Raw genomic sequence first — 19,309 nt, 5'->3', positions numbered from 1 at the left:
TATCAGCGAGTGCTGCAGGCAGGGAACAGTGAAGAGCTGTCAGTTTTCTCCTCACCTTATCGGCGAATCAATTTCGCTGCTGCGAATACTTTCTAGTCCTTGTTCTTTGAGTTTATGCATGGCTTTTTCATAAGCCGGTGGATCAATGGGTTTGGTGCCGTCTTCAACCAATACTGCATTAAAGCCCAGCATCAAAGCATCGTTGAGCGTGTAGTTCACACAGAAATCTCCTGCGAGCCCTGAAACATATACTGTATCAACATTTCTTCCTTTCAGGTAGTCGCCCATACCGGTTGATTTCTTATGACCGTTATCAAAGAAACCACTATAGCTGTCTATGGCGGGCTCCATACCTTTACGGAAGATAGCTTCCACTTTGTTCATCTGCAGCTCTTTTGAGAAAGCAGCTCCTGCAGAGCCCTGTACGCAATGATCGGGCCAGAGGATCTGTGGTATTCCGTCAAGTTCGATCTCTTCCATGGCCTTTTTACCCGGATGATTCGAGGCAAAACTGGCATGATCAGGAGGATGCCAATCCTGGGTAGCGACAACCAGCTCAAAAAAATCCTGCAATCTGTTGGCTACCGGAATTACAACATCCCCCTGCGGAACTTCCAGGGCGCCTCCAGGCAGAAAATCATACTGAATGTCTACTATAAGCAGTGCTTTCATGTGGATTTCCGTTGTTTGAAGTTTCGAATCAACGTGTTGCGCATCTCATTAAGCTTTGTGCTCAAGCCCACTTTGTAGATATGCGGGTTCTCAAATCTTTTGTATTCGCCGGGCAGTCTTTTCAATCTGTTTTTTAAGTATTCATAGGACTCGGCGGGATGCTGTACCCGGTGCAGCGCTTTTCCTTTTTCCATCATTTTTTCCAGTAGTGGTTCGGATAACCAGGCCTGCAACTTCAGTGATTTACCCCCTTCGAAAGGATGATGTATCTCGCTGATCTCTCCCGGATCTTCCTCTGCCAAAGCGACGGCATCCGCCATGAACTCGCCATGATGATCGCTGAAGCGGTGTACCTGCTTCAATCCAGGAAAGGTCACTTTATGTACGGACTCCGAGAGCTTGAGCCGTGGCCTGTCCGAGGCCATTGCCAGTTTATAGACTCCGTCCAGGGCAGCATCCGGCTGCCCGGTCAGCACAGCCGTACCAATGCCGTATATATCGACCGGAGCATCCTGGTCCCGCAGACTTCTGATGACATGCTCGTCCACTTTGTTGGATGCCACGATTTTGACATAGCCAAGTCCGGCCTTATCAAGCATCTGCCGGGCATTTTTGGCCATATAGGCCAGATCCCCGCTGTCCAGTCTTATCCCGGCCAGCCGATCTCCCCTCTCCTCCATTTCATGAGCCAACCGAATTGCATTGGGAATGCCGGAGTACAGGGTATCGTAGGTATCGACCAGAACTATGCAGTTGTCTGGCCGTGCTTCTGCAAAGTGGCGAAAGGCGGTAATTTCATCATTGTAGCTCTGAATAAAGGAATGCGCCATGGTGCCGCTGGCTTTAAGGTCATACATAAAGGCCGAGTACACGTTGGAAGTGGAATCGAAGCCCCCCACGATGGTGGCGCGTGAAGCATGAATAGCCCCCAACCCATGCGCCCTTCTCATCCCAAAATCGGTCAGAATCTTGTTGTCTCCGGCAACAAGCCGCATTCGGACCGCCTTGGAGGCGATCAGCGAGGAGAGGTTAAGCATATTGAGCAACAGCGTTTCGCTAAGCTGTGCCTCTATGATGTTTCCGCGCACCTCGACAACAGGCATATTGGGGAAAACAATTTCCCCTTCCTTGACAGAGTAGATGTCGGCCCGGTACCGAAAATCCTTGAGATATGCTAGAAATTTCTTATCGAAACCATTCTCCTCAAGGTATTCAATATCATCCACCTCGAAATGCAGCCCCTCCAGGATCTGCAGCAGATCATCAAGGCCTGCAAAGACCGCGTATGCTCCCTTGAAAGGATTCTTGCGGTAGAAGTAATAGAAGGCGGCAGAATCGTCTTTTCTGCCATCCAGAAAATACGCCTGGGCCATGGATAGCTGGTACATATCGGTGTACAGGCCTGCATGTTTTTCTAAAATCCTCATCCGCTCATATCCAGTAAGGGTTGACAGTAAATATCCGGAAGATTGCTCCAGGTCTGGCAGCAGAAAGATTTTTTATTCTTAATAAAGTATAGCAGTCGGGGAGCTTTTATTCAAAAATCAGTAAGGAGTATTGCAGAAATCAATACACATCCGTGGAGTCCGGAGAGGAAAGGAAGTATCTTATAGCTGAGACCAGATTCTCTCCGAGCCAGACCCTTTTTTCCTGCCATACCCTTTTTTCCTGCCATACTTGAGGTAAGGCACGATTACATCGTTTTTCCCCCCGCCCGTACCGTCATAGATTACTGAAACCACCGGCACGCCGGTCTTCTCAGCGATTTTGCCTTTCATGGCTTCAGTTATCAACGAAGCGCAGCAGAGTGCCGGGCTGGCCTGCACAAAGAGCGAGACATCGCCGTAGTGTTTTTTGATGTAATGAATCTTGAGGATATTATCCATGGATTCACCGGTATTCTCTACGGAGATCCCATACTCCGCAAGGATGTCTTCCGCATTGTCTTCGTAACTGTGCAGCGAATGCTCAAGAATACGGTCGAAAATCATGCTGTATTTTTTTTCAAGGTGCAGCATGGTGGCCAGAATAGCCCTGTTGGACAAGAGATCGAGATATTTTCCTTCATTGAACCACTTCCTGAAATAGGTTCCGGCAATCATTTTGGCATATTCACTGTAGGGCGTTGTGATGACTTCGCCCCCGTGGCTCTCGATAAATCGGGTCAGATCCTGGTTCATCACCCTGTTGTCCCTTACATAAATATCACCGAAGATTGCCACCTTGGGACGCCGTTCATCCCTGGTTTCAATCCACTGAAACTGGGTAATGATCTCACTCAATGCCTCTTCCTTGGAACGTTTTCCCCGAAAGGCGTCGCAGAGAATGCGAATGCTCTTCTCCAGCACCCTGTCGGTTTTGCCTTTGTCCAATTCGTAAGGTCGTACGGCGCAAGCCACACGCCGCAGGAGTCCCCCGAACATGTGGGCAAAATATCCGTTCATAGCCGCACGCAAAGAGATATCGGCAAAGCTCAAATCGCCGACATAGATGCCGGCGCCCTCCATGCCGCGTTCATGCAGAATGGTTTTGATATGATGGGGATAGAGCCTGATATTGCAGGCGAGGGTAGAGCGGTTGAGCCAGAGAACAGTCTTCTCAGGTGCCAGATCATAATGATGCATGGTCGCCACGAATCCCTCGGCAACGGCATTGAGAGGGATACATTGGCCACTGTTATATTTCAGGCTCTGCCGGATAGTTTCATCCGATTCCTTCATGGCATAGGCGGTATGGCCTTCCCGCTCCAGTACCGCCGCCAGAAAAGCACAGGTTATCCTGTCCCAGTTAGGCAGGACAATGGTTTTACCTCTGAGATCATTCTCGTGCCGGGGATTGATATAGCGATAGTCCGGCAGAGCAAGGGATACAATGTCATTCGCCTGCTGATGATGATTACGAAAAGAACGGACAGCAGCCTCTATCCGCGTCTCATACCCGACACTCGAATCATGTTCGTCCAACTCGAGAATGAGATAGGGCTTATTGTTTTGCTCCATCAGCGCCTTGAAATATTCCAGGGTGAAGGAGTCCGGCGAGCATTTAAATGAAGTAACAAAAACAGGGTAGATGCCTTTTTTCTGAGCGACAACCTCGGCGACTTCCAGAATTTTTGCAGAATGCTGCCAATGAATTTCCTCCAGCAGTGGCGCTATCTTCTCAACATCAGCTTCGCTATAGGGGATCATATCCTGGAAGAAGGTATTGATGCCCTGTGATGCAAATATCTCCGGAATACCGCAGTTCATCGAGGGAGACAGAACGGAGTAGGGCCGACCCAGAAGGACCACGTCGACATCGCCGCTTTTGCCGGTGTTTTCCAGAAAAAACTCCTGTAGAGCCTGACGGTACTGTCGGTTCTGTTCCATTGCATGATCATACGCTTGGGATATCTCGATAAACCCTGGAGAATCCTTCAGGATGCCTTTAAGCATTCTGTAAATCTGGATTTTGGCATGAAAAGAGGTATAGAGATAGCGGATGACCGGCGACAGAATCCTTCCCGTGGTCCGCTCACCTATGGTGGCGATGATGCCCGGCAGGAACTGGGTATAATAGCAGAACTGCCGGCGTGCCTCACTGTTTCTGTTTTCAAGATAAAAAGGCAGAAATATGTAATCGCTGCGCTCCAGCAGGTAATCAACATGACCGTGCATCGCGGTAATGGGTACACAAAACTCCGAGAGACTTATTTTCTTACCTGCCGGCACTCTGCCTTTCTGGGCCGAACTGGAAATTGTCCGAATACCGAGAGTGGCAAAAAAATTCTGCCAGAACGGCAGATCCTCTACCATATGCACCGCTGCCGGCAGGCCGATGACCAGGTCTTCACGCGGTGGTGCCGGTTTTTGCTGAGGTAGCAGTTTTCTCCTGTGGCGCAGCAAATCCATGGCGCCGGTATCCTTGTGCACAAACGAGGTATCCTCATATTCCCTGCCGCAGAGGAATCCGTAGGCAACCTTGCCTGATGGTGTATCGGCAATGGAGATTTTGCAGCTGTTGTTACACAGCTCACAGACCTCAGAGGTCACCGGAATTTCTTTGCGGTAGAGTTCGAGTCCCTTGAAGGCGGTACTCTCGCCGGCCATCTCTTCGCGGGCGACAAGTGCTGCTCCGAGTGCGCCGGTAAGGTGGCAGAACTTCGAGACCATGATCGGCTTTCTGAGCCGTTGTTCGAATGCCGCAACCAGCGGCCTGTTTTTCGCTGTGGCGCCCTGGAAGAAAATAGTATTGCCGATATTCTTCTCCGAGGCCACCTTCATCAGATAATTTTCCCGCACCGAATGCAGAGCCGAAGCCAGTACCTCGTCGACGGTGAACCCTTCGCTGAGATGATGGTTGATGTCGCGTTCCATGAAAACTGTGCATCTGTCGCTTGCCATGGGAGCCTGAACACCTTCGGCACGGACTCCATATTCCTCGACACTACAACCCAGGCGGGTGGCCTGCTCTTCGATGAAAGAACCGGTGCCGGCAGCGCAGACATTGTTCATGGTCGAAGAAGTCACCCTACCGTTTCGCAGGGTGGTGAATTTGGCATCCTGTCCGCCGATTTCAATGATGGTGTCCACCTCCGGATCAAGCTGTATAGCCGCCCTTGCATGAGCGGTAATCTCATCGAGAATGATGTCGGCGCCGATAATCTTGCCGATGAATTTCCTTCCCGAACCGGTGGTGGAACACTGCATGATTTGAAAACGAATGTTCTTGTCCTGTTCAATCCCCGCTATGGCCTCAAAGATATGCTGCACCGCCGGCAATGGCCGTCCGGCCGTGCGGGTATAGAGGCCGACCAGCACCTCCTCCTGGTCGTTAAGCAGCACCGCCTTGGTGCTGGTTGAGCCGATGTCGACACCCAGGTAGACCTGCTCTGCCTGGTCCGGCATCCGATAGATATCAACCTCCACCGGGTTGTTCCATTGGGTGCCATGCTCATACCTCTCCAGGCTGGAGAAATCCGGATACGTCGACAGCGAAAGCTGCAGGGGCGGATAAAAATATTTTTTCTCCACCGCGGAGGAACGCAGAATATCCGCGGCCGAGTCAATAGTGATTGCGGGAAACTCCTGCTCCTCAGCAAGGAAACACAAGGCAGCCCCCAGAGCCCCATAAAGGTTTCCCTGTTCGGGCACCTTAAGTGAGACCGAGGCCAGTTTCTCGATATGATCGACAACTGCTCTGTTTCTCGAGACTCCTCCACAGAAGAGGATCTCCTGCGGCAGTCTGCCGGCGGAAAAGAGGGTATCGACTATATTTTTTGCCAGTCCGCGGCAGAGTCCGTCGCTGATCTCTTCATACTGATAGCCTTCCTGCTGGGCATGAATCAGATCGGTCTTGGCGAATACCGCACAGCGCGAAGCGATCCGGGGACAGCGACCGCTGTTACGGTTGGCGGTAAGACTGAGCTCCTCAATATCTTTCATTTTCAGCCGGGAAGCCTGCTGGTCGAGAAAGCTTCCGGTTCCTGCGGCACAGGAGGTATTACAGGTGGAACCGGCGTAATGCCCCTGATCATCGAAGGTGGAGTAAAAGAATTTTTCCCCCCCGACAACCAGCACTGCCCGCTGTTCACGATGATACTGTCTGACCGTCTCAATCACAGCTATCTGATTGTCGTACCTTTGCTGCGCTTGAACCACAGCAGGGGTAGAGCCGGTGGCGACCACATGCGTCACACCCTCAAGACCTAATTCCTCCACCATCTGCTGCAGGGTATTTTTGATGTCACCCTTATGAAAGCGGTAGTCGCTGGCCAGGAGCCTTTTGTCACCATCGAGTTTGACAACACTTACGGCAACCGATCCTGCATCTATGGAAAGAATGATTTTTGCAACAGACATCAGATCCTCTTTCTGTATCGACAATTGTGGAAAGCCAGGCCAGTACTAAAGCTTGTCTTTTATCTCTTCCCAGAATTCATGCAAACCCCTTTTCCAGCCATGGATATACATGCGGGCATAATCGTTCACGGTATCGTCATGCAGGGCCATCAGCTTGCTGCCTTCGATCTTTTCAGAAAAATAGGGCCCGAGAATCCTGTCCCAGGGTCCGTTGTCAAGATCTTTCCAGGCCAGGGCATACATGATATCATCATAAACGGCACTTTTGCTCCAGAGCACGCCGTCACGCTTGCCGGTATCAAAAAAATCTCCCTCGGATTGTGCCTTTTCCTTGCGCAACCGCTCTATGACTTCGCTAAGATCGAGATCTTCCTGAATTCTTCTCTGGAAATCCTCTTTTTTCTGGATCGCCTCCGCCACAGCATCCTGAAACATCTTCGAAAGATTGAAAGATCTTCTCCACCTTTCCATCTTTTCGTACAACATATCCGGGATGCTGACAGTCACCTTCCTTGCCATCACAATACCTCCCCTGTTACTAAGTACGTATTGCTCAATTATATACGTATCGCACCTGAAGTCAAGCATCACTTCCCGTTATTCATAGCAAGGGAGAAGGGTTTTTTCTTATGATTTTTCCAATAGATCGGCAGTCGCAGAATTCAACCGCAAGGGGAGTACGGAACAGGAGGTAAATACGGCCTCGGTTTGAAATGGCAGGAAGAGTTAAAGCTGATGGGAGTTGATCGCCAACAGACAATGCAGGGTTATAGCGGACCCGATGGCGTCATCATTGAAGTCGAATCGCGGATTATGCAGGGGGAAATCCTCCTCACCCGGCATGCCAAGTCCGAGCCACCAGAAGGCACCTGGAACATGTTCAAGATAGAAAGAAAAATCTTCCGCTCCAAGAGAAGGCGGATAGTCACATCGAATATTTTCCCGGTTGATGGTCTGCGCCGCGGTTGCGGCGACATATTCACAGCAGTGCCGGTCATTTTCGAGGAGGGGATAGCCCCCATAGAATTCTATTGTTCCCTTGGCGCCATGGGCACGTGCAGTCCCGGTGACAACCTCTCTCAGCCGCTTTTCCAAAAAGTCTCTGGTTTCACGGGAAAGAGCTCGCAGGGTTCCTTGCAGGTTCACCTCTTCCGGTAAGACATTAGGTGCCTTGGAGGCCTCAAAGGTGGGAATAGATATCAGAGCTGCTTCCAGCGGGTTGATGTTTCTTGAAACTATCGTATGGGCTGCACAGATGATCTGGCTGGCTGCCAGTACGGTGTCTATTCCCTTATGAGGCATAGCCGCATGGGTCCCCCTGCCTCTGATCCTGATGCTGAAATATCGTGAGGCCGCCATCATCGGGCCGTTGCGTAAGCCAATCGTTCCAAGAGGCAGGGAGGGGGTGCCGTGCAGCCCGAAGATGGCTCGGGGCACCGGATCTTTAAGGGCGCCGTCTTTTATCATTTCCCTGGCGCCGGCTCCATTCTCCTCTCCCGGCTGAAAGATAAATTTCACCGGTCCCGGCAGCTTCTCCACGATTTCGCCAAGGACGAGAGCCGCACCGGCGAGACAGGCGATATGACCGTCATGGCCGCAACCGTGCATCAACCCTTTTTTTCGGGAGGCGTGGGAAAAACGGTTTTGCTCCTCCATTCTCAGGCAGTCCATATCGGCACGAAGGGCGATACATGGCCCCTTCTTTTCCCTGCCCAACAGGGCAACGACTCCGGTGGTGCCCACTGCTGTCCTTAGCTCCATCCCCTTTATCTTTTCAAGATGTTCAACGATGGCAGCTGCCGTCTCAAATTCTTCATAAGCCGGTTCGGGATTCCGGTGAATCTGTCTGCGCAGTTCTTTCATTCGCGGGATAATCTTATCTATTCTGCTTTTTAGATCTTTCATTATTGTCGGATTACTGATTAATTTTTATCCTGATTACTCTTAATCCTCAGCTGCAGGCCATAAGATGCTGTTTTCTGCGGTAATCAGATTTTTTTACCGCATTAAATGACTGACCGCCTTCTCCAGCCCATCGAGTGAGAGCTCAAACATGGGAAAGATAGAACGGATAACACCGATGGTATGGGTGTAATGCCACACACTTTCTTCGACCGGATTGAGCCATACGGCATGCGGAAAGATTTTTGCTAAAAAGCGGAGACGCTCCACACTGGGTCTGCCGCTTCGTTCAAAGGCATAGATAGAACCGTCCGTTGACATCAACTCGTAGGGCGCCATGCTGGCATCCCCGACGATAATGAGCCGGGTGTCCGGATCCCTTGCCCCGATTTCATCAACGGTAACCGGCCTTCTGTAGCGTGCCGGATCCTCCCAGAGAAGATCATAGATAGTGTTATGGAAGAAATATGTCTTCACATCCTTGAACTGGCTGATCGAATGGGCAAAAAGCGCCTGGACCAGATCGACATGGGGCTCCATTGACCAGCCGCCATTGTCGATGGCCAGTATCACCTTAAGCCTGTCCACCACCGCCCGCTGATAAACAAGTTCTATCTCACCGCCGTTCTTCATGGTCTGGTCGATGGTGGCATCGATATCCAGCAGATCCCTGGCGCCACGGGGCACCAGATTGCGCAGCCGCTTCAAGGCTTCACCCATCGAGACGCGGCTTAAAGGAGCATGCATTGAATAGTTTTTATAGCGCCTCTCATTGGCAACCTTAATCGCGGTTTTGCCGCGGGACACCCCTCCCACCCGCATTCCACCTGGATGATAGCCTGCGTGTCCCACAGGTGAGGTTCCTCCGGTACCGATCCATTTTGAACCGCCATCGTGGCGGCCCTCCTGATCTTTGAGCCGCTTCTTGAAATAATCGAGCAGTTCCTCGGGAGACATGCGTTTTAATTCATTTTCATCCAGGCCCAGACTGTCGGCCAGCTCTTTGGGGTTTTTCAGCCACTCGTCCAGCATGCCCATGGCGATAAGGTCAAACTCTTCCTCTTCCCTCCCGGGGATATCGACGCCCTCGAAAATATGGGCAAACACCTGATCATAGAGATCAAAATATTTTTCACTTTTGACCAGAACCGTCCTGGCCGTAGCATAAAAATCCTCAACGGAGCCTACCAGCCCATAGGCCAGTGCTCTATGGAAGGTAAGAAAGGAGGTGGGACTTACCGGAATTCCCACTTCTTTCAGGGTATAGAAGAATTGAAGAAACATAAATTATCTAAAGAGGCTTCTTTTGGTCAATGAGTTGCCCGCACGCTGATAATCACCGCTCTTCTTGAAGAGCACACCGAGATAGGGCAGCTCCCTGGCCAGCTTTTTGCCGCTGTTAAAATCGGGATCAGCCTGCAGAGCGCGTATCCAGTTGATCAGTTCCCTGGTAGCGGGTCTTTTTTCGACCCCATCTATATTTCTCAGCTCATAAAAGGCAGCTATGGCATTTTGGGCCAGCACATCGGAAATATCACCAAAGTGAGCATCTATAATTTTACGCATCATCTTCGGTTCCGGAAAGGCTATATGGTGGAAATTGCAGCGGCCGAGAAAGGGATCTGAGAGATCTTTTTTCGCATTTGAGGTGATGATAATCACCGGTCTGTGCTGTGCCCTGACCACTTCATCGGTCTCCAGTATATCAAATTCCATCTGATCAAGTACATCAAGCATATCATCCTGGAATTCCGTTTCGGCCTTATCGATCTCGTCGATCAGCAAAACGCATCTCTTCGGGGCGACAAAGGACTGGCCTATTTTGCCCATGCGAATGTACTCGGTGATTTCACTGACGTTTCGTGTTGAATCGCCGAAACGGCTGTCATTGAGCCGGGTCAGCGTGTCATATTGATAGAGAGCCTCTATCAGTTTCATATTCGACTTGACGTTCAGAACAATCAGCTCCATGCCCAAACTGCCGGCCACGGCATGAGCCAGCATGGTCTTTCCCGTCCCGGGCTCTCCCTTGAGAAGCAGGGGCATCTCCAGTGCCATTGAGATATTAACGATTTTGGAAAGTTCCTCATCGAGGACATAATTCCGCGATCCTTCAAACCTGGTCATATCCATAATACTCATTACCTCATTTTAATACGTTTCAATATGATTCTTATGTATCTTACCGGTAAATAACACCGGAATGTTTCTTCCATAGAAAAGAGAAAGGTTCTTCAATCATTTTGCCGCATTTATACATATTTTCTCAAAATAAAGAAGAGATTACCTGCAAAAAAACTGCAGGTCGTCCGGAATTTTTTGGCATCTCCCCCCTTTTCTCCTCTCCATCGATATGGTATAAGCGACTGATATCTTGAAAATGGCTGCATGCTTTTTTCATCGCGGCATCTTCAGGAAAAGGGTACATTACATGAAGAAGAAAAACCACTCATGTAAAGTGCCAGATTGTTTTTTAGTAATTTTTCAGCTAGCCAGGGAGAAGAGTAATCCATGAAGATTTTGATAGCCGAAGATGATTATACCTCGCGTTTAATGCTGCAGGTTATTCTGGAAAAATGGAAATACAAGGTCGAAACAGCTGAAAATGGCACTGAAGCATGGGACTTGCTGCAGCACAAGGAACCACCCCAGATAGCTATCCTGGACTGGGAGATGCCCGAAATGGACGGTCTTGAAGTCTGCCAGAGGGCCAGAGCCCTGGAACTGGACACCCCCATCTACATCATCATGCTTACCGGCCGCAACACTACGGACGATATTGTCTATGGCCTTGATGCCGGTGCCGACGACTACATCACCAAACCTTTCGACGAAAATGAGCTCAGGGCGAGGGTAAGGGTAGCGGAGCGAATGGTGACCATACAGCATTCACTGAGCAGCACTGTGGAAGAGTTGCGCAGGGCGCTGGATCATGTCGATACCCTTCAGGGAATCCTGCCCATCTGCATGCATTGCCACGGCATACGAAGTGATGATGAAGCCTGGTATAAACTGGAAAAGTATATCGAAAACAACACCATGGCAAAATTCAGCCACAGCATATGTCCGGACTGCCTCTCGAAACATTACTCCGAGGAAGACTGAAGCCGGGTTCCGCCCCGTTTATTGTTCGGGTTGAGATGCTTCGGAGTGCTCTCTTTCAACACCGGAGAGCACGCCATAATTACGACTTCAAGTAGCTTATACGCGCAGCATGTCCAGGTACGTGCTGCTGCTCATCAGTTCCTCCAGCTCACTTAAATCCGCAGGTTCTATCGCAACTATCCAGTTCTCGTTGGGATCTTCATTGAGAAGCTCCGGCTCGTCCTCGAGTTTTTCATTAACTGCGACTATAGTACCGCTTATAGGGAGATACAGTTCGGAAACAGCCTTAACCGATTCCAGCCCGCCGAATTCATCACCTTTCCTGAATTCATCGCCGACGTCAGGCAACTCAACAAAGACGATATCTCCAAGCTGGTCCTGGGCATAATCACTTATGCCGATCTTGATGTGCTCCCCATCCTCCATTGCCCACTCATGGTCTTCCGTATAGCTCCGATCACCCGGAACGTGCAGCTCGCGTATTTCCTTCATAACCTTTTCCTTATAAAATATTTCTCTGGATAAAGTCCACTGCCCAACACGACAACCGTCACGAAACCTGGATTTGACCGGCAACTCCCAGGAATTTCATGCAGAGGTAAAACTATCATGGCAAACTCACAGCTCCTTTTCAAGATAATTACACCATCTATTCATTACTCAGGCACTGGAGTGTCCTCAATAGCTATTAAGCTTCCGACAACACGTATAATAATTTATCTCAGGCTTTTCGTTTTTTAGCGAAAAAAACAATCGGCCGCAAAAAAATTTGCCCCCCGACTCCTTCCCCGGATCCGCTTATTTTATCTTTTTATTTCGGCGATAAAGGCATTCGACGATTCTATAGCTGCATTCATCTGCTCGATTAAAGTTTCTATCTCTCCCTCGAGATGTGCAAATTCCCCCTGCAATGATCCTATGGCCTGTGCATTTAAATTGTGCTTGAGAAAAAGAACGTTGTCACGAAATATTCTCAAAACCGGCTCCATGCTTTTTTCGGCGCGGTGCATGCTTTGCAGCATCTGAGAATAGCGCGATTTCGTTAGGTTGAGCTGCTCTCTGCTGCTGCTCCGCAACTCCCTGTTCTGATAGAGTTCCAGTTCCTCAGCCCATTCCTCGAAAAGCGCCTCCGACACTGCTTCAACCTTATCTATTCTGTCCGAGACCTGGTCAGCCGCTTCACGGCTTGCCTCATATTCGGCATTGAGTTTGTCATAGGCCTTTTTCAAATCGGTCTCTTGCAGAGAGACCACGGCATCGAATTGTTCCAGGGCCGAGGCGAACTGCTCCTGGACGTCCTCCTGTGAATCCCTGGCTTTTTCCACGCGGTCCACCATAATGTCACGCTTGTGGATACCCACCTTTTCCATGGCGTTATAATATGTCCCGGAACAGCCGCCACTTAGCACCAGAACGACCGCCACTATGGCAGCATAGGACAATATCAGCGATACTCGCATTTCGTTCTCCTTTTTTTCTTTTTCGAGCCCGGCCAATTCAGGGGATAAGTAGAATCTTTCCGGAATTTCCGGATTCCAGAATCTGCCGGTGCGCTTTTCGAGCCTCTTCCAATGGCAACTGCTGGGCAATCTGCGGCACCAGCCTGCCGCTGCTCATCAGCTGATAGAGCCCCACCTGCGCTTCCTTCATTTCCTCATCGGAGCTGTTAAAAAGCGACATGCCCAGGATTTCGGTTTCCTTGGCCATAGTCGCTCGCGGGTCTATGGTGATCTCACCGCGGCTGCCGATGACAACGACCCTGCCCCTGGTACCGAGCAGCGCTAAATCATTAGCCAGATTCACATTAGCGAGCATCTCCAGGATGATATCGTAGCCTTTCTCACCGCAGTCGGCCACAATTTCTTCCAGATAACGCGGGTCGCTGTGCTTGTAGGTCTTTTTCGCACCGGCCTGTCTGATCTGCGCCAACCCCTTCTCGGTTCCTGCTGTACCGGATACTTCAAGGCCGGTCGAGACCGCAAGCTGGATGGCGATCATACCAACGCTGCCGCTGGCGCCATGGACCAGCAGCCGGTCGCCATTTTTACCACGGGCCCGGGTAAAGAGCGCTCTCCAGGCAGCGGCTCCGGGAATACCGATAGCCGCTCCATGGGTAAAATCCATATTCGCCGGCAAGGAGAAGACCTGGGAATGTCGGCAGACAGCATATTCTGCATAGCCTCCGCTCAGAGTCCCGGCGCTGTATACTCTGTCACCTTCCTTCCATTTTTTTACATCCTCTCCAACCTTGACGATAATGCCCGACACATCTTTTCCCGGAGTAAACGGCAGCGCAGGTATAATTGGATAATTGCCCGCACGGATATAGGCATCTACCGGATTAACTCCTATTGCCTCCACTTTTACCAGAACATCGTCACTGCCGGGTTCCGGAATGTCCAGATCAACCAGCTTCAATACCTCAGGTTCTCCAAAGGTACGTACCCGAATAGCCTTCATTATCTCCTCCATGCTATATTATAGGATAGCAGAAAAACCTCCGACCAGACCATATTGTTCCTGTAATCATTTGAGAGATATTCCGCCATTGATCCCGGAAAAATCAAGAAGTAAACAGATTGTTTCTTTTTTCAGGGGATGGCCGGTGCCGGCGGCGGATACGTTATTTTTTCTTCCAGCTTTTTTCTTCGCCTCTGAGCAGCCTGCCGATATTTTCATGATGCTTGACCCAAATCAGGCCGGCAATCACCGCGGCACAGATGATTATCAAACGGGATCCATTGAAAAGATAGAGCCACAGGGGGAAAAGTCCCGAAGCAAGAAGGGAGCCTGCGGAAACATATCCGGATACAGCAACGACAGCAACGAAGATAACCAGACTTATCAAGATTGCCAGTGGAGAAAGATACAGAAAAACACCCAGCCCGGTGGCCACTCCTTTACCGCCCTTGAAGCCCAGGTAGACTGGAAACATGTGGCCGAGAACGCTCATGATGCCGCAGCCATAGACAACTATTGCAGAAGAGGGTTCAGTGCCAAGAACTGAAGAAGCAACGGCCATGGGAATAAAACCTTTGCAAACATCAAGAATCAGAGTGACGGCGCCGAGCTTCTTGCCCAGTGTTCTGCTGACATTTGTTGCTCCGATATTTTTGCTGCCATGTTGCCGAACATCAACTCCTGCCATTTTACCAACCACCAGCCCGAAGGGGATCGCCCCGACAAGATAACTGCAAAGCAGTAAAACTATTTCCATAAACGTTTTCCCCTGATATTATCACCTGCGGCCAATCAAGATATTCCTGCGCGAATTTCTATAAAACGATGTGCTCCGGCAGGTTTCACTTGCACTTTTATGAGGATAGCACAATTGTATACTCTATGGTAGAGTAACGTGCCACCACATTTACAAGAAATTCACTACAAAATAGTACCGATATGAGTATACGAAGAATTTATCAATATCCGGAGCCGGTCCTCCGTGTAAAAGCCAAGAGAATAGAAGTTTTTAACGATGATCTGAAAGAGCTGATAGCCGACATGGCCGAGACCATGTACGATGCTCCCGGCATCGGGCTTGCCGCTCCGCAGATCGGAGAATCGATCCAGCTGCTGATCACCGATATCGGCGACGAACGGGAGGAGCAGCGCTATAAGGCTTTCATCAATCCGCAAATCATCCTGAGCGAAGGAAGCCAGATAGATGAAGAAGGCTGCCTCAGCGTCCCGGAACTGACCGCGAACGTGAAGCGCTTCAAAAAAATTACACTCGTCTATCAGGACGAGGAGGGGAACGAACACGAGCTTGAGGCGGAAGACCGTTTCGCCGTGGTCCTGCAGCATGAAATCGATCACCTCAACGGCATCCTCTTCATCGATCATCTCACCCCACTGAAGAGGAACCTGTACAAGAAGAAAATGAAAAAAACCATGGTCGCCGGAAAGGAACCGGCATGAGGACGGACGGCTTCCGCGTTATCTTCATGGGCACTCCCGATTTTGCCGTATCGTCTCTGAATGCGCTGCGGGTAAGCGAACATCAGGTCGTTGCCGTGGTGACCCAGCCCGACAAAAGAAAAGGACGCGGCAAGAAACTCTCGCCTCCTCCGGTCAAGCTGGTTGCCGAAGCGCAGGGAATTACCGTGCTGCAGCCGCAAAAGATAAAAACCGCTGAATTCCTCGCCGAACTCGCCGGCTTCAACGCCGATCTTATCGTGGTAGCAGCCTATGGCAGAATTCTGCCGGTCTCCATTCTGGAGCTCTGCCCGCTGGGCTGCATCAATGTCCATGCCTCCCTGCTGCCGCGCCATCGCGGTGCCGCGCCTATCCAATGGGCCATAATCGAAGGCGACAGCAGAGCCGGTGTCACCATCATGCAGATGAATGAAGGCATGGATACCGGCGATATCCTCCTTACTTCTGTCATCGAAATGGACGAGGACGAGACGGCAGGTTCGCTTTTTGCCAAATTATCAAAGCTGGGAGGGGAAACCCTTATTACCGCCCTGGCCAGGTTGAAAAACCGTGACATCACCCCTGTATCTCAGGATAATGACCAGGCCACCATGGCACCACCGCTGAAAAAGGAGATGGGATGCATCGACTGGAACCTGCCGGCCGTCAGGCTCCACCGCCTGGTCCGCGGGCTGGATCCGTGGCCGAGCGCCTACACATTTCTGGAGGGAAAACGATACCGGCTTTTTTCCCCCCGGATGATCCACAAGCAGGTGGATGCACCGCCTGGAACAATTCTGCTGGCAGACAGGGAAGGTGTACTCATCGCCACCGGCAGGGATGCTCTCCTTCTCCGGGAACTGCAGCCTGAAGGAAAAAAGAGGCTCAGCGTCGAAGCCTTTCTCTGCGGTCATTCACTGAAACCGGGAAGCCGGTTTAGCGACGGCTGATCACATGACATCCTCTTGCATAGCCTATGCCGACTGCTTTTCCGGGATCAGCGGAGACATGTTTCTCGGAGCCCTGATCCACTGCGGCCTCTCGGAAGAACTCCTCAACGACGAATTGGTAAAGCTTAATCTGGAAGGTTACTCCCTGACCATAGATCACACCCGGACAAACGGCATCGGCGGGATCAAGGTAGATGTCCATGGTACGCCGCAGCAGCAGTTCCGTCACCTTTCCTCCATCAAGACAATTTTGCAGAACTCCTCACTGGATCAGAGGATAATCGCCAGTTCCATCGAAGTCTTCAATGAGATCGCCAGGGCGGAAGCCAAAGTACACGACATCGATATTGAAAAGGTGCATTTTCATGAAGTAGGCGCCATCGACACCATCATAGATGTGGTCGGCACTGTTGCCGGACTCCATCACCTTGGCGTCCGCAAACTTTATTGTTCACCGGTTCCCTCTCCCAGGGGGTTTGTCGAGTGCGCTCATGGCAGGCTGCCTCTGCCGGCCCCGGCTGTCTGTGAGATCCTCACCGGCGTTCCCTGCTACGGGGTGGCGCACAGCCAGGAGCTTGTCACGCCTACAGGAGCCGCCCTGCTCAAGGTCCTGACCACGGAATTCAGAAGTATGCCGCCGATGATTATCACCTCAACCGGGTATGGCGCCGGCAGCCATATTCTGCCCGGCAATCAGCCCAATCTCTTCAGGCTCATCCTCGGCACCTCTGTGCAGCCCGAGGAACATCAGGAGGTCGAGATCATCGAAACTCACCTTGATGACTGGAGCCCGGAATCCTTTCCCTATCTCTGCGATCAACTCTTCAGGGACGGAGCTCTCGACGTCAGCCTGGCACCCATCCAGATGAAGAAAGGCCGGCCCGGTTTCCTGCTGAAAATCATCTGTCCGCTCCACCTCGCCGCCGTCCTGCGCCGATTGGTTTTTGAGGAAACCACCTCCATCGGCCTGCGCTACCACAGAGAATACCGGCAGACCCTGCCGCGCCGGATTGTGCAAGTTAAGACTCCCTGGGGAAAACTTGCCGCCAAGGAGGTCGAAACTCCCGGAGGAACGCGAGTTTATCCCGAGTATGAGGAATGCCGCAGGATCGCCGAAAAGTTCAATATCCCCCTCCAGCAGGTCTACGACCAGGTAAAAAAAGAAACGACGCCCTCATGACCCAGCTGATTATGGCCGTGGCCACCGGCATGTATGTGGGACTGCTGCCGAAATCTCCTGCCACCTGGGGCTCCCTCGCCGCCTTTTTCCCCTGGCTGCTGCTCAAGGACCTCTCTTTGCCGCTCTATCTCGCTGTCCTGCTCTTCCTCTTTATCGTCGGCTTTTTTGCCGTCGGTTCAGCGGAAAAAATTCTCGATATCCCCGATGCCGATCCTATCGTCATAGACGAGATTGTCGGAATGCTGGTTACCCTCACTCTCGCTCCCCCCCACCCTGCAGCCTGGCTTCTGGGCTTCATCCTCTTCCGAGTCTTTGCCACACTCAAACCTTTCCCGGTATCCTGGTTTAAAAACCATATTCACGGCAGCACTGGCATAATGATGGATGATGTCACGGCCGGCATCTATGCCTGTATCAGCCTGCAGCTTTTCTGGTATCTTTCAGCTCCTATTCGATAAAAACTCTATTGGGGAGGGAAAACCTTAACCCATTAGCAGCAGTCTTATATGGGAGGCACAATCATTGCATCCCCCTAATTAATCGGCAAGTAAGTAAAAATTGCATTTTTTTCAGGAGCAGCGATAGTTCCCATCTCTCCAACATCAAGGGATTATAGTTATGGAAACCCTGCATGCCTACACATCTTATTCAGCTGTAATTGTTGAGATAATTGGCGTTGTTACTATTATGATCGCCACCTTTCTTGGACTCTACAGATATTTTCACAGGACCAGGAAAGGCAGAGAAAATGCCTACCACCTTCTTCGTGTGGAACTTGGCAAAGGTATTCTTCTCGGCCTGGAGATTCTGGTGGCAGGAGATATAATCGCCACCGTGGTCACCGACGCCACCATGGACCGGGTCCTTGCGCTTGGGGTTATCGTGCTCATACGGACCTTTCTCAGCTGGTCTATAGAATTGGAAATAGAAGGACATTTCCCATGGCAGAGAGAATCGAAGAAAACCAGCTAACCCAGCTGAACTGAGTGGCAGTTTTTTTGTACCATGAGAGAGTTGTCAGCCATGAAAAATACCGGTAGGAGTCTGGAGACATACCTGAAAAGATACGTTGGCTGGTTAAAGAACCTTGAGATTACCGTACTCTTTACCCTGCTCTGTCTTGTAGCGGGTTCCTGGGTTTTTATCGAGATTGCTGACGAGATCAGGGAAACCGACCAGCTGCACTTCGACACAATACTGCTGGATTACATCCGGGCAACGTCCGCAGCAGGAGAGATAAAAGGACCTGACTGGCTGCCCGCCAGTATGGAAGAGATCACCGCACTTGGCGGAATTACTATCATCTGTGTCGCCGCAACTATAACCATAATTTTCCTTCTGGTCCTCGGCCGCTATCAAACGGCAATGGTGATGTTCTGTTCATCGTTTGGCGGCATTGGTCTTTCTTTTGCCTTAAAATATCTGTTTGCGCGGCCTCGCCCGGACGAAAGCCTTCACATGGTTATGACGGAGACCTTCAGTTTTCCCAGCGGGCACGCCATGTCATCCGCAGTTGTTTACCTCTCGTTGGCTGGATTGCTGGCCAAGGTACAGCGGCAGAGAAACGTCAAGATTTTCACCTTGGCCGTTGCCGTCTTGCTGGTTTTTCTTATCGGCATCAGCAGGATATATCTTGGCGTCCATTACCCCACAGACGTTTTAGGAGGATGGAGCGTCGGTCTGGCCTGGGCCAGTTTCTGGCTGCTCATCGACAAGATTTTCACAAAGGAACAGTAAAGCACTAT

General features: G+C 50.8%; 18 protein-coding genes. 7 read left to right on the top strand and 11 right to left on the bottom strand.

The genetic code is table 11. The features are described from left to right. Window positions 1–51 precede the first annotated feature (51 nt). The 7 genes from pncA to JWG88_RS12290 all read right to left on the bottom strand — a co-directional run bounded on the left by pncA (window position 52) and on the right by JWG88_RS12290 (window position 10,556). The gene (gene pncA, locus JWG88_RS12320) at window positions 52–672 is read right to left on the bottom strand and encodes a bifunctional nicotinamidase/pyrazinamidase (protein ID WP_205234075.1); all 621 of its coding nucleotides are present in this window, start codon (window positions 670–672) and stop codon (window positions 52–54) included. Continuing rightward, a complete protein-coding gene (locus tag JWG88_RS12315) occupies window positions 669–2,099 on the bottom strand; it encodes a nicotinate phosphoribosyltransferase (RefSeq protein ID WP_205234074.1) in 1,431 nt (476 codons plus the stop codon). Before JWG88_RS12315 ends, pncA begins: the two co-directional genes overlap by 4 nt. 180 nt (window positions 2,100–2,279) lie before the next feature. Then, on the bottom strand, window positions 2,280–6,512 hold the full coding sequence (locus tag JWG88_RS12310; protein WP_205234073.1) for an acyl-CoA dehydratase activase: 4,233 nt from the start codon (window positions 6,510–6,512) through the stop codon (window positions 2,280–2,282). Window positions 6,513–6,557: 45 nt separating this feature from the next. After that, window positions 6,558–7,031 carry a hypothetical protein gene (locus JWG88_RS12305; protein WP_205234072.1) on the bottom strand — a complete coding sequence of 158 codons (474 nt, stop codon included), beginning with the start codon at window positions 7,029–7,031 and terminating at the stop codon, window positions 6,558–6,560. 207 nt (window positions 7,032–7,238) lie between these two features. Then, window positions 7,239–8,417, bottom strand: a complete 1,179-nt coding sequence (locus JWG88_RS12300) for a M20 metallopeptidase family protein (protein WP_205234071.1) — start codon at window positions 8,415–8,417, stop codon at window positions 7,239–7,241. A gap of 93 nt (window positions 8,418–8,510) precedes the next feature. Continuing rightward, window positions 8,511–9,698, bottom strand: a complete 1,188-nt coding sequence (locus JWG88_RS12295; RefSeq protein WP_205234070.1) for a vWA domain-containing protein — start codon at window positions 9,696–9,698, stop codon at window positions 8,511–8,513. Window positions 9,699–9,701: 3 nt separating this feature from the next. Beyond that, window positions 9,702–10,556, bottom strand: coding sequence for an AAA family ATPase (locus tag JWG88_RS12290; protein WP_240194417.1), 855 nt, complete (start codon window positions 10,554–10,556; stop codon window positions 9,702–9,704). 369 nt (window positions 10,557–10,925) lie between these two features. On the opposite strand from JWG88_RS12290, the gene JWG88_RS12285 reads away from it, so the two are divergent. Continuing rightward, entirely contained in the window at window positions 10,926–11,519 is a 594-nt protein-coding gene (locus tag JWG88_RS12285; RefSeq protein ID WP_205234069.1) for a response regulator, read from the top strand. 96 nt (window positions 11,520–11,615) lie between these two features. Here the strand turns inward: JWG88_RS12285 and gcvH are convergent, their stop codons facing one another. The 4 genes from gcvH to plsY all read right to left on the bottom strand — a co-directional run bounded on the left by gcvH (window position 11,616) and on the right by plsY (window position 14,736). Then, window positions 11,616–12,011 carry a glycine cleavage system protein GcvH gene (gene gcvH / locus JWG88_RS12280; protein WP_205234068.1) on the bottom strand — a complete coding sequence of 132 codons (396 nt, stop codon included), beginning with the start codon at window positions 12,009–12,011 and terminating at the stop codon, window positions 11,616–11,618. Between the two features lie 311 nt (window positions 12,012–12,322). Beyond that, window positions 12,323–12,979: a DUF2959 domain-containing protein gene (locus tag JWG88_RS12275; protein ID WP_205234067.1), complete on the bottom strand. Its 657-nt coding sequence runs from the start codon at window positions 12,977–12,979 to the stop codon at window positions 12,323–12,325. Window positions 12,980–13,016: 37 nt separating this feature from the next. Then, window positions 13,017–13,979 (bottom strand): NADPH:quinone reductase, encoded by a 963-nt coding sequence (locus JWG88_RS12270; protein ID WP_205234066.1) that lies wholly within the window; start codon window positions 13,977–13,979, stop codon window positions 13,017–13,019. Window positions 13,980–14,142: 163 nt separating this feature from the next. After that, window positions 14,143–14,736, bottom strand: a complete 594-nt coding sequence (gene plsY, locus JWG88_RS12265) for a glycerol-3-phosphate 1-O-acyltransferase PlsY (protein ID WP_205234065.1) — start codon at window positions 14,734–14,736, stop codon at window positions 14,143–14,145. A gap of 182 nt (window positions 14,737–14,918) precedes the next feature. On the opposite strand from plsY, the gene def reads away from it, so the two are divergent. From def to JWG88_RS12235, 6 genes are all read left to right on the top strand, one after another. Further along, window positions 14,919–15,437 (top strand): peptide deformylase, encoded by a 519-nt coding sequence (gene def / locus JWG88_RS12260; protein WP_205234064.1) that lies wholly within the window; start codon window positions 14,919–14,921, stop codon window positions 15,435–15,437. Then, entirely contained in the window at window positions 15,434–16,384 is a 951-nt protein-coding gene (fmt, locus tag JWG88_RS12255; RefSeq protein WP_205234063.1) for a methionyl-tRNA formyltransferase, read from the top strand. The genes def and fmt overlap by 4 nt, the downstream gene beginning before the upstream one ends. A gap of 4 nt (window positions 16,385–16,388) precedes the next feature. Then, a complete protein-coding gene (gene larC / locus JWG88_RS12250; protein WP_205234062.1) occupies window positions 16,389–17,564 on the top strand; it encodes a nickel pincer cofactor biosynthesis protein LarC in 1,176 nt (391 codons plus the stop codon). Further along, a complete protein-coding gene (locus tag JWG88_RS12245) occupies window positions 17,561–18,022 on the top strand; it encodes a phosphatidylglycerophosphatase A family protein (RefSeq protein ID WP_205234061.1) in 462 nt (153 codons plus the stop codon). Before larC ends, JWG88_RS12245 begins: the two co-directional genes overlap by 4 nt. 160 nt (window positions 18,023–18,182) lie before the next feature. Then, the gene (locus tag JWG88_RS12240; RefSeq protein WP_205234060.1) at window positions 18,183–18,536 is read left to right on the top strand and encodes a DUF1622 domain-containing protein; all 354 of its coding nucleotides are present in this window, start codon (window positions 18,183–18,185) and stop codon (window positions 18,534–18,536) included. 51 nt (window positions 18,537–18,587) lie between these two features. Continuing rightward, on the top strand, window positions 18,588–19,301 hold the full coding sequence (locus JWG88_RS12235; protein WP_205234059.1) for a phosphatase PAP2 family protein: 714 nt from the start codon (window positions 18,588–18,590) through the stop codon (window positions 19,299–19,301). The last annotated feature ends 8 nt before the right edge of the window (window positions 19,302–19,309 follow it).

It is taken from the genome of Desulfopila inferna, assembly GCF_016919005.1.
GTDB lineage: Bacteria > Desulfobacterota > Desulfobulbia > Desulfobulbales > Desulfocapsaceae > Desulfopila_A > Desulfopila_A inferna.
Note: the sequence above shows the minus strand (reverse complement) of the source record. Positions and strands in the feature narration are given on the sequence as shown.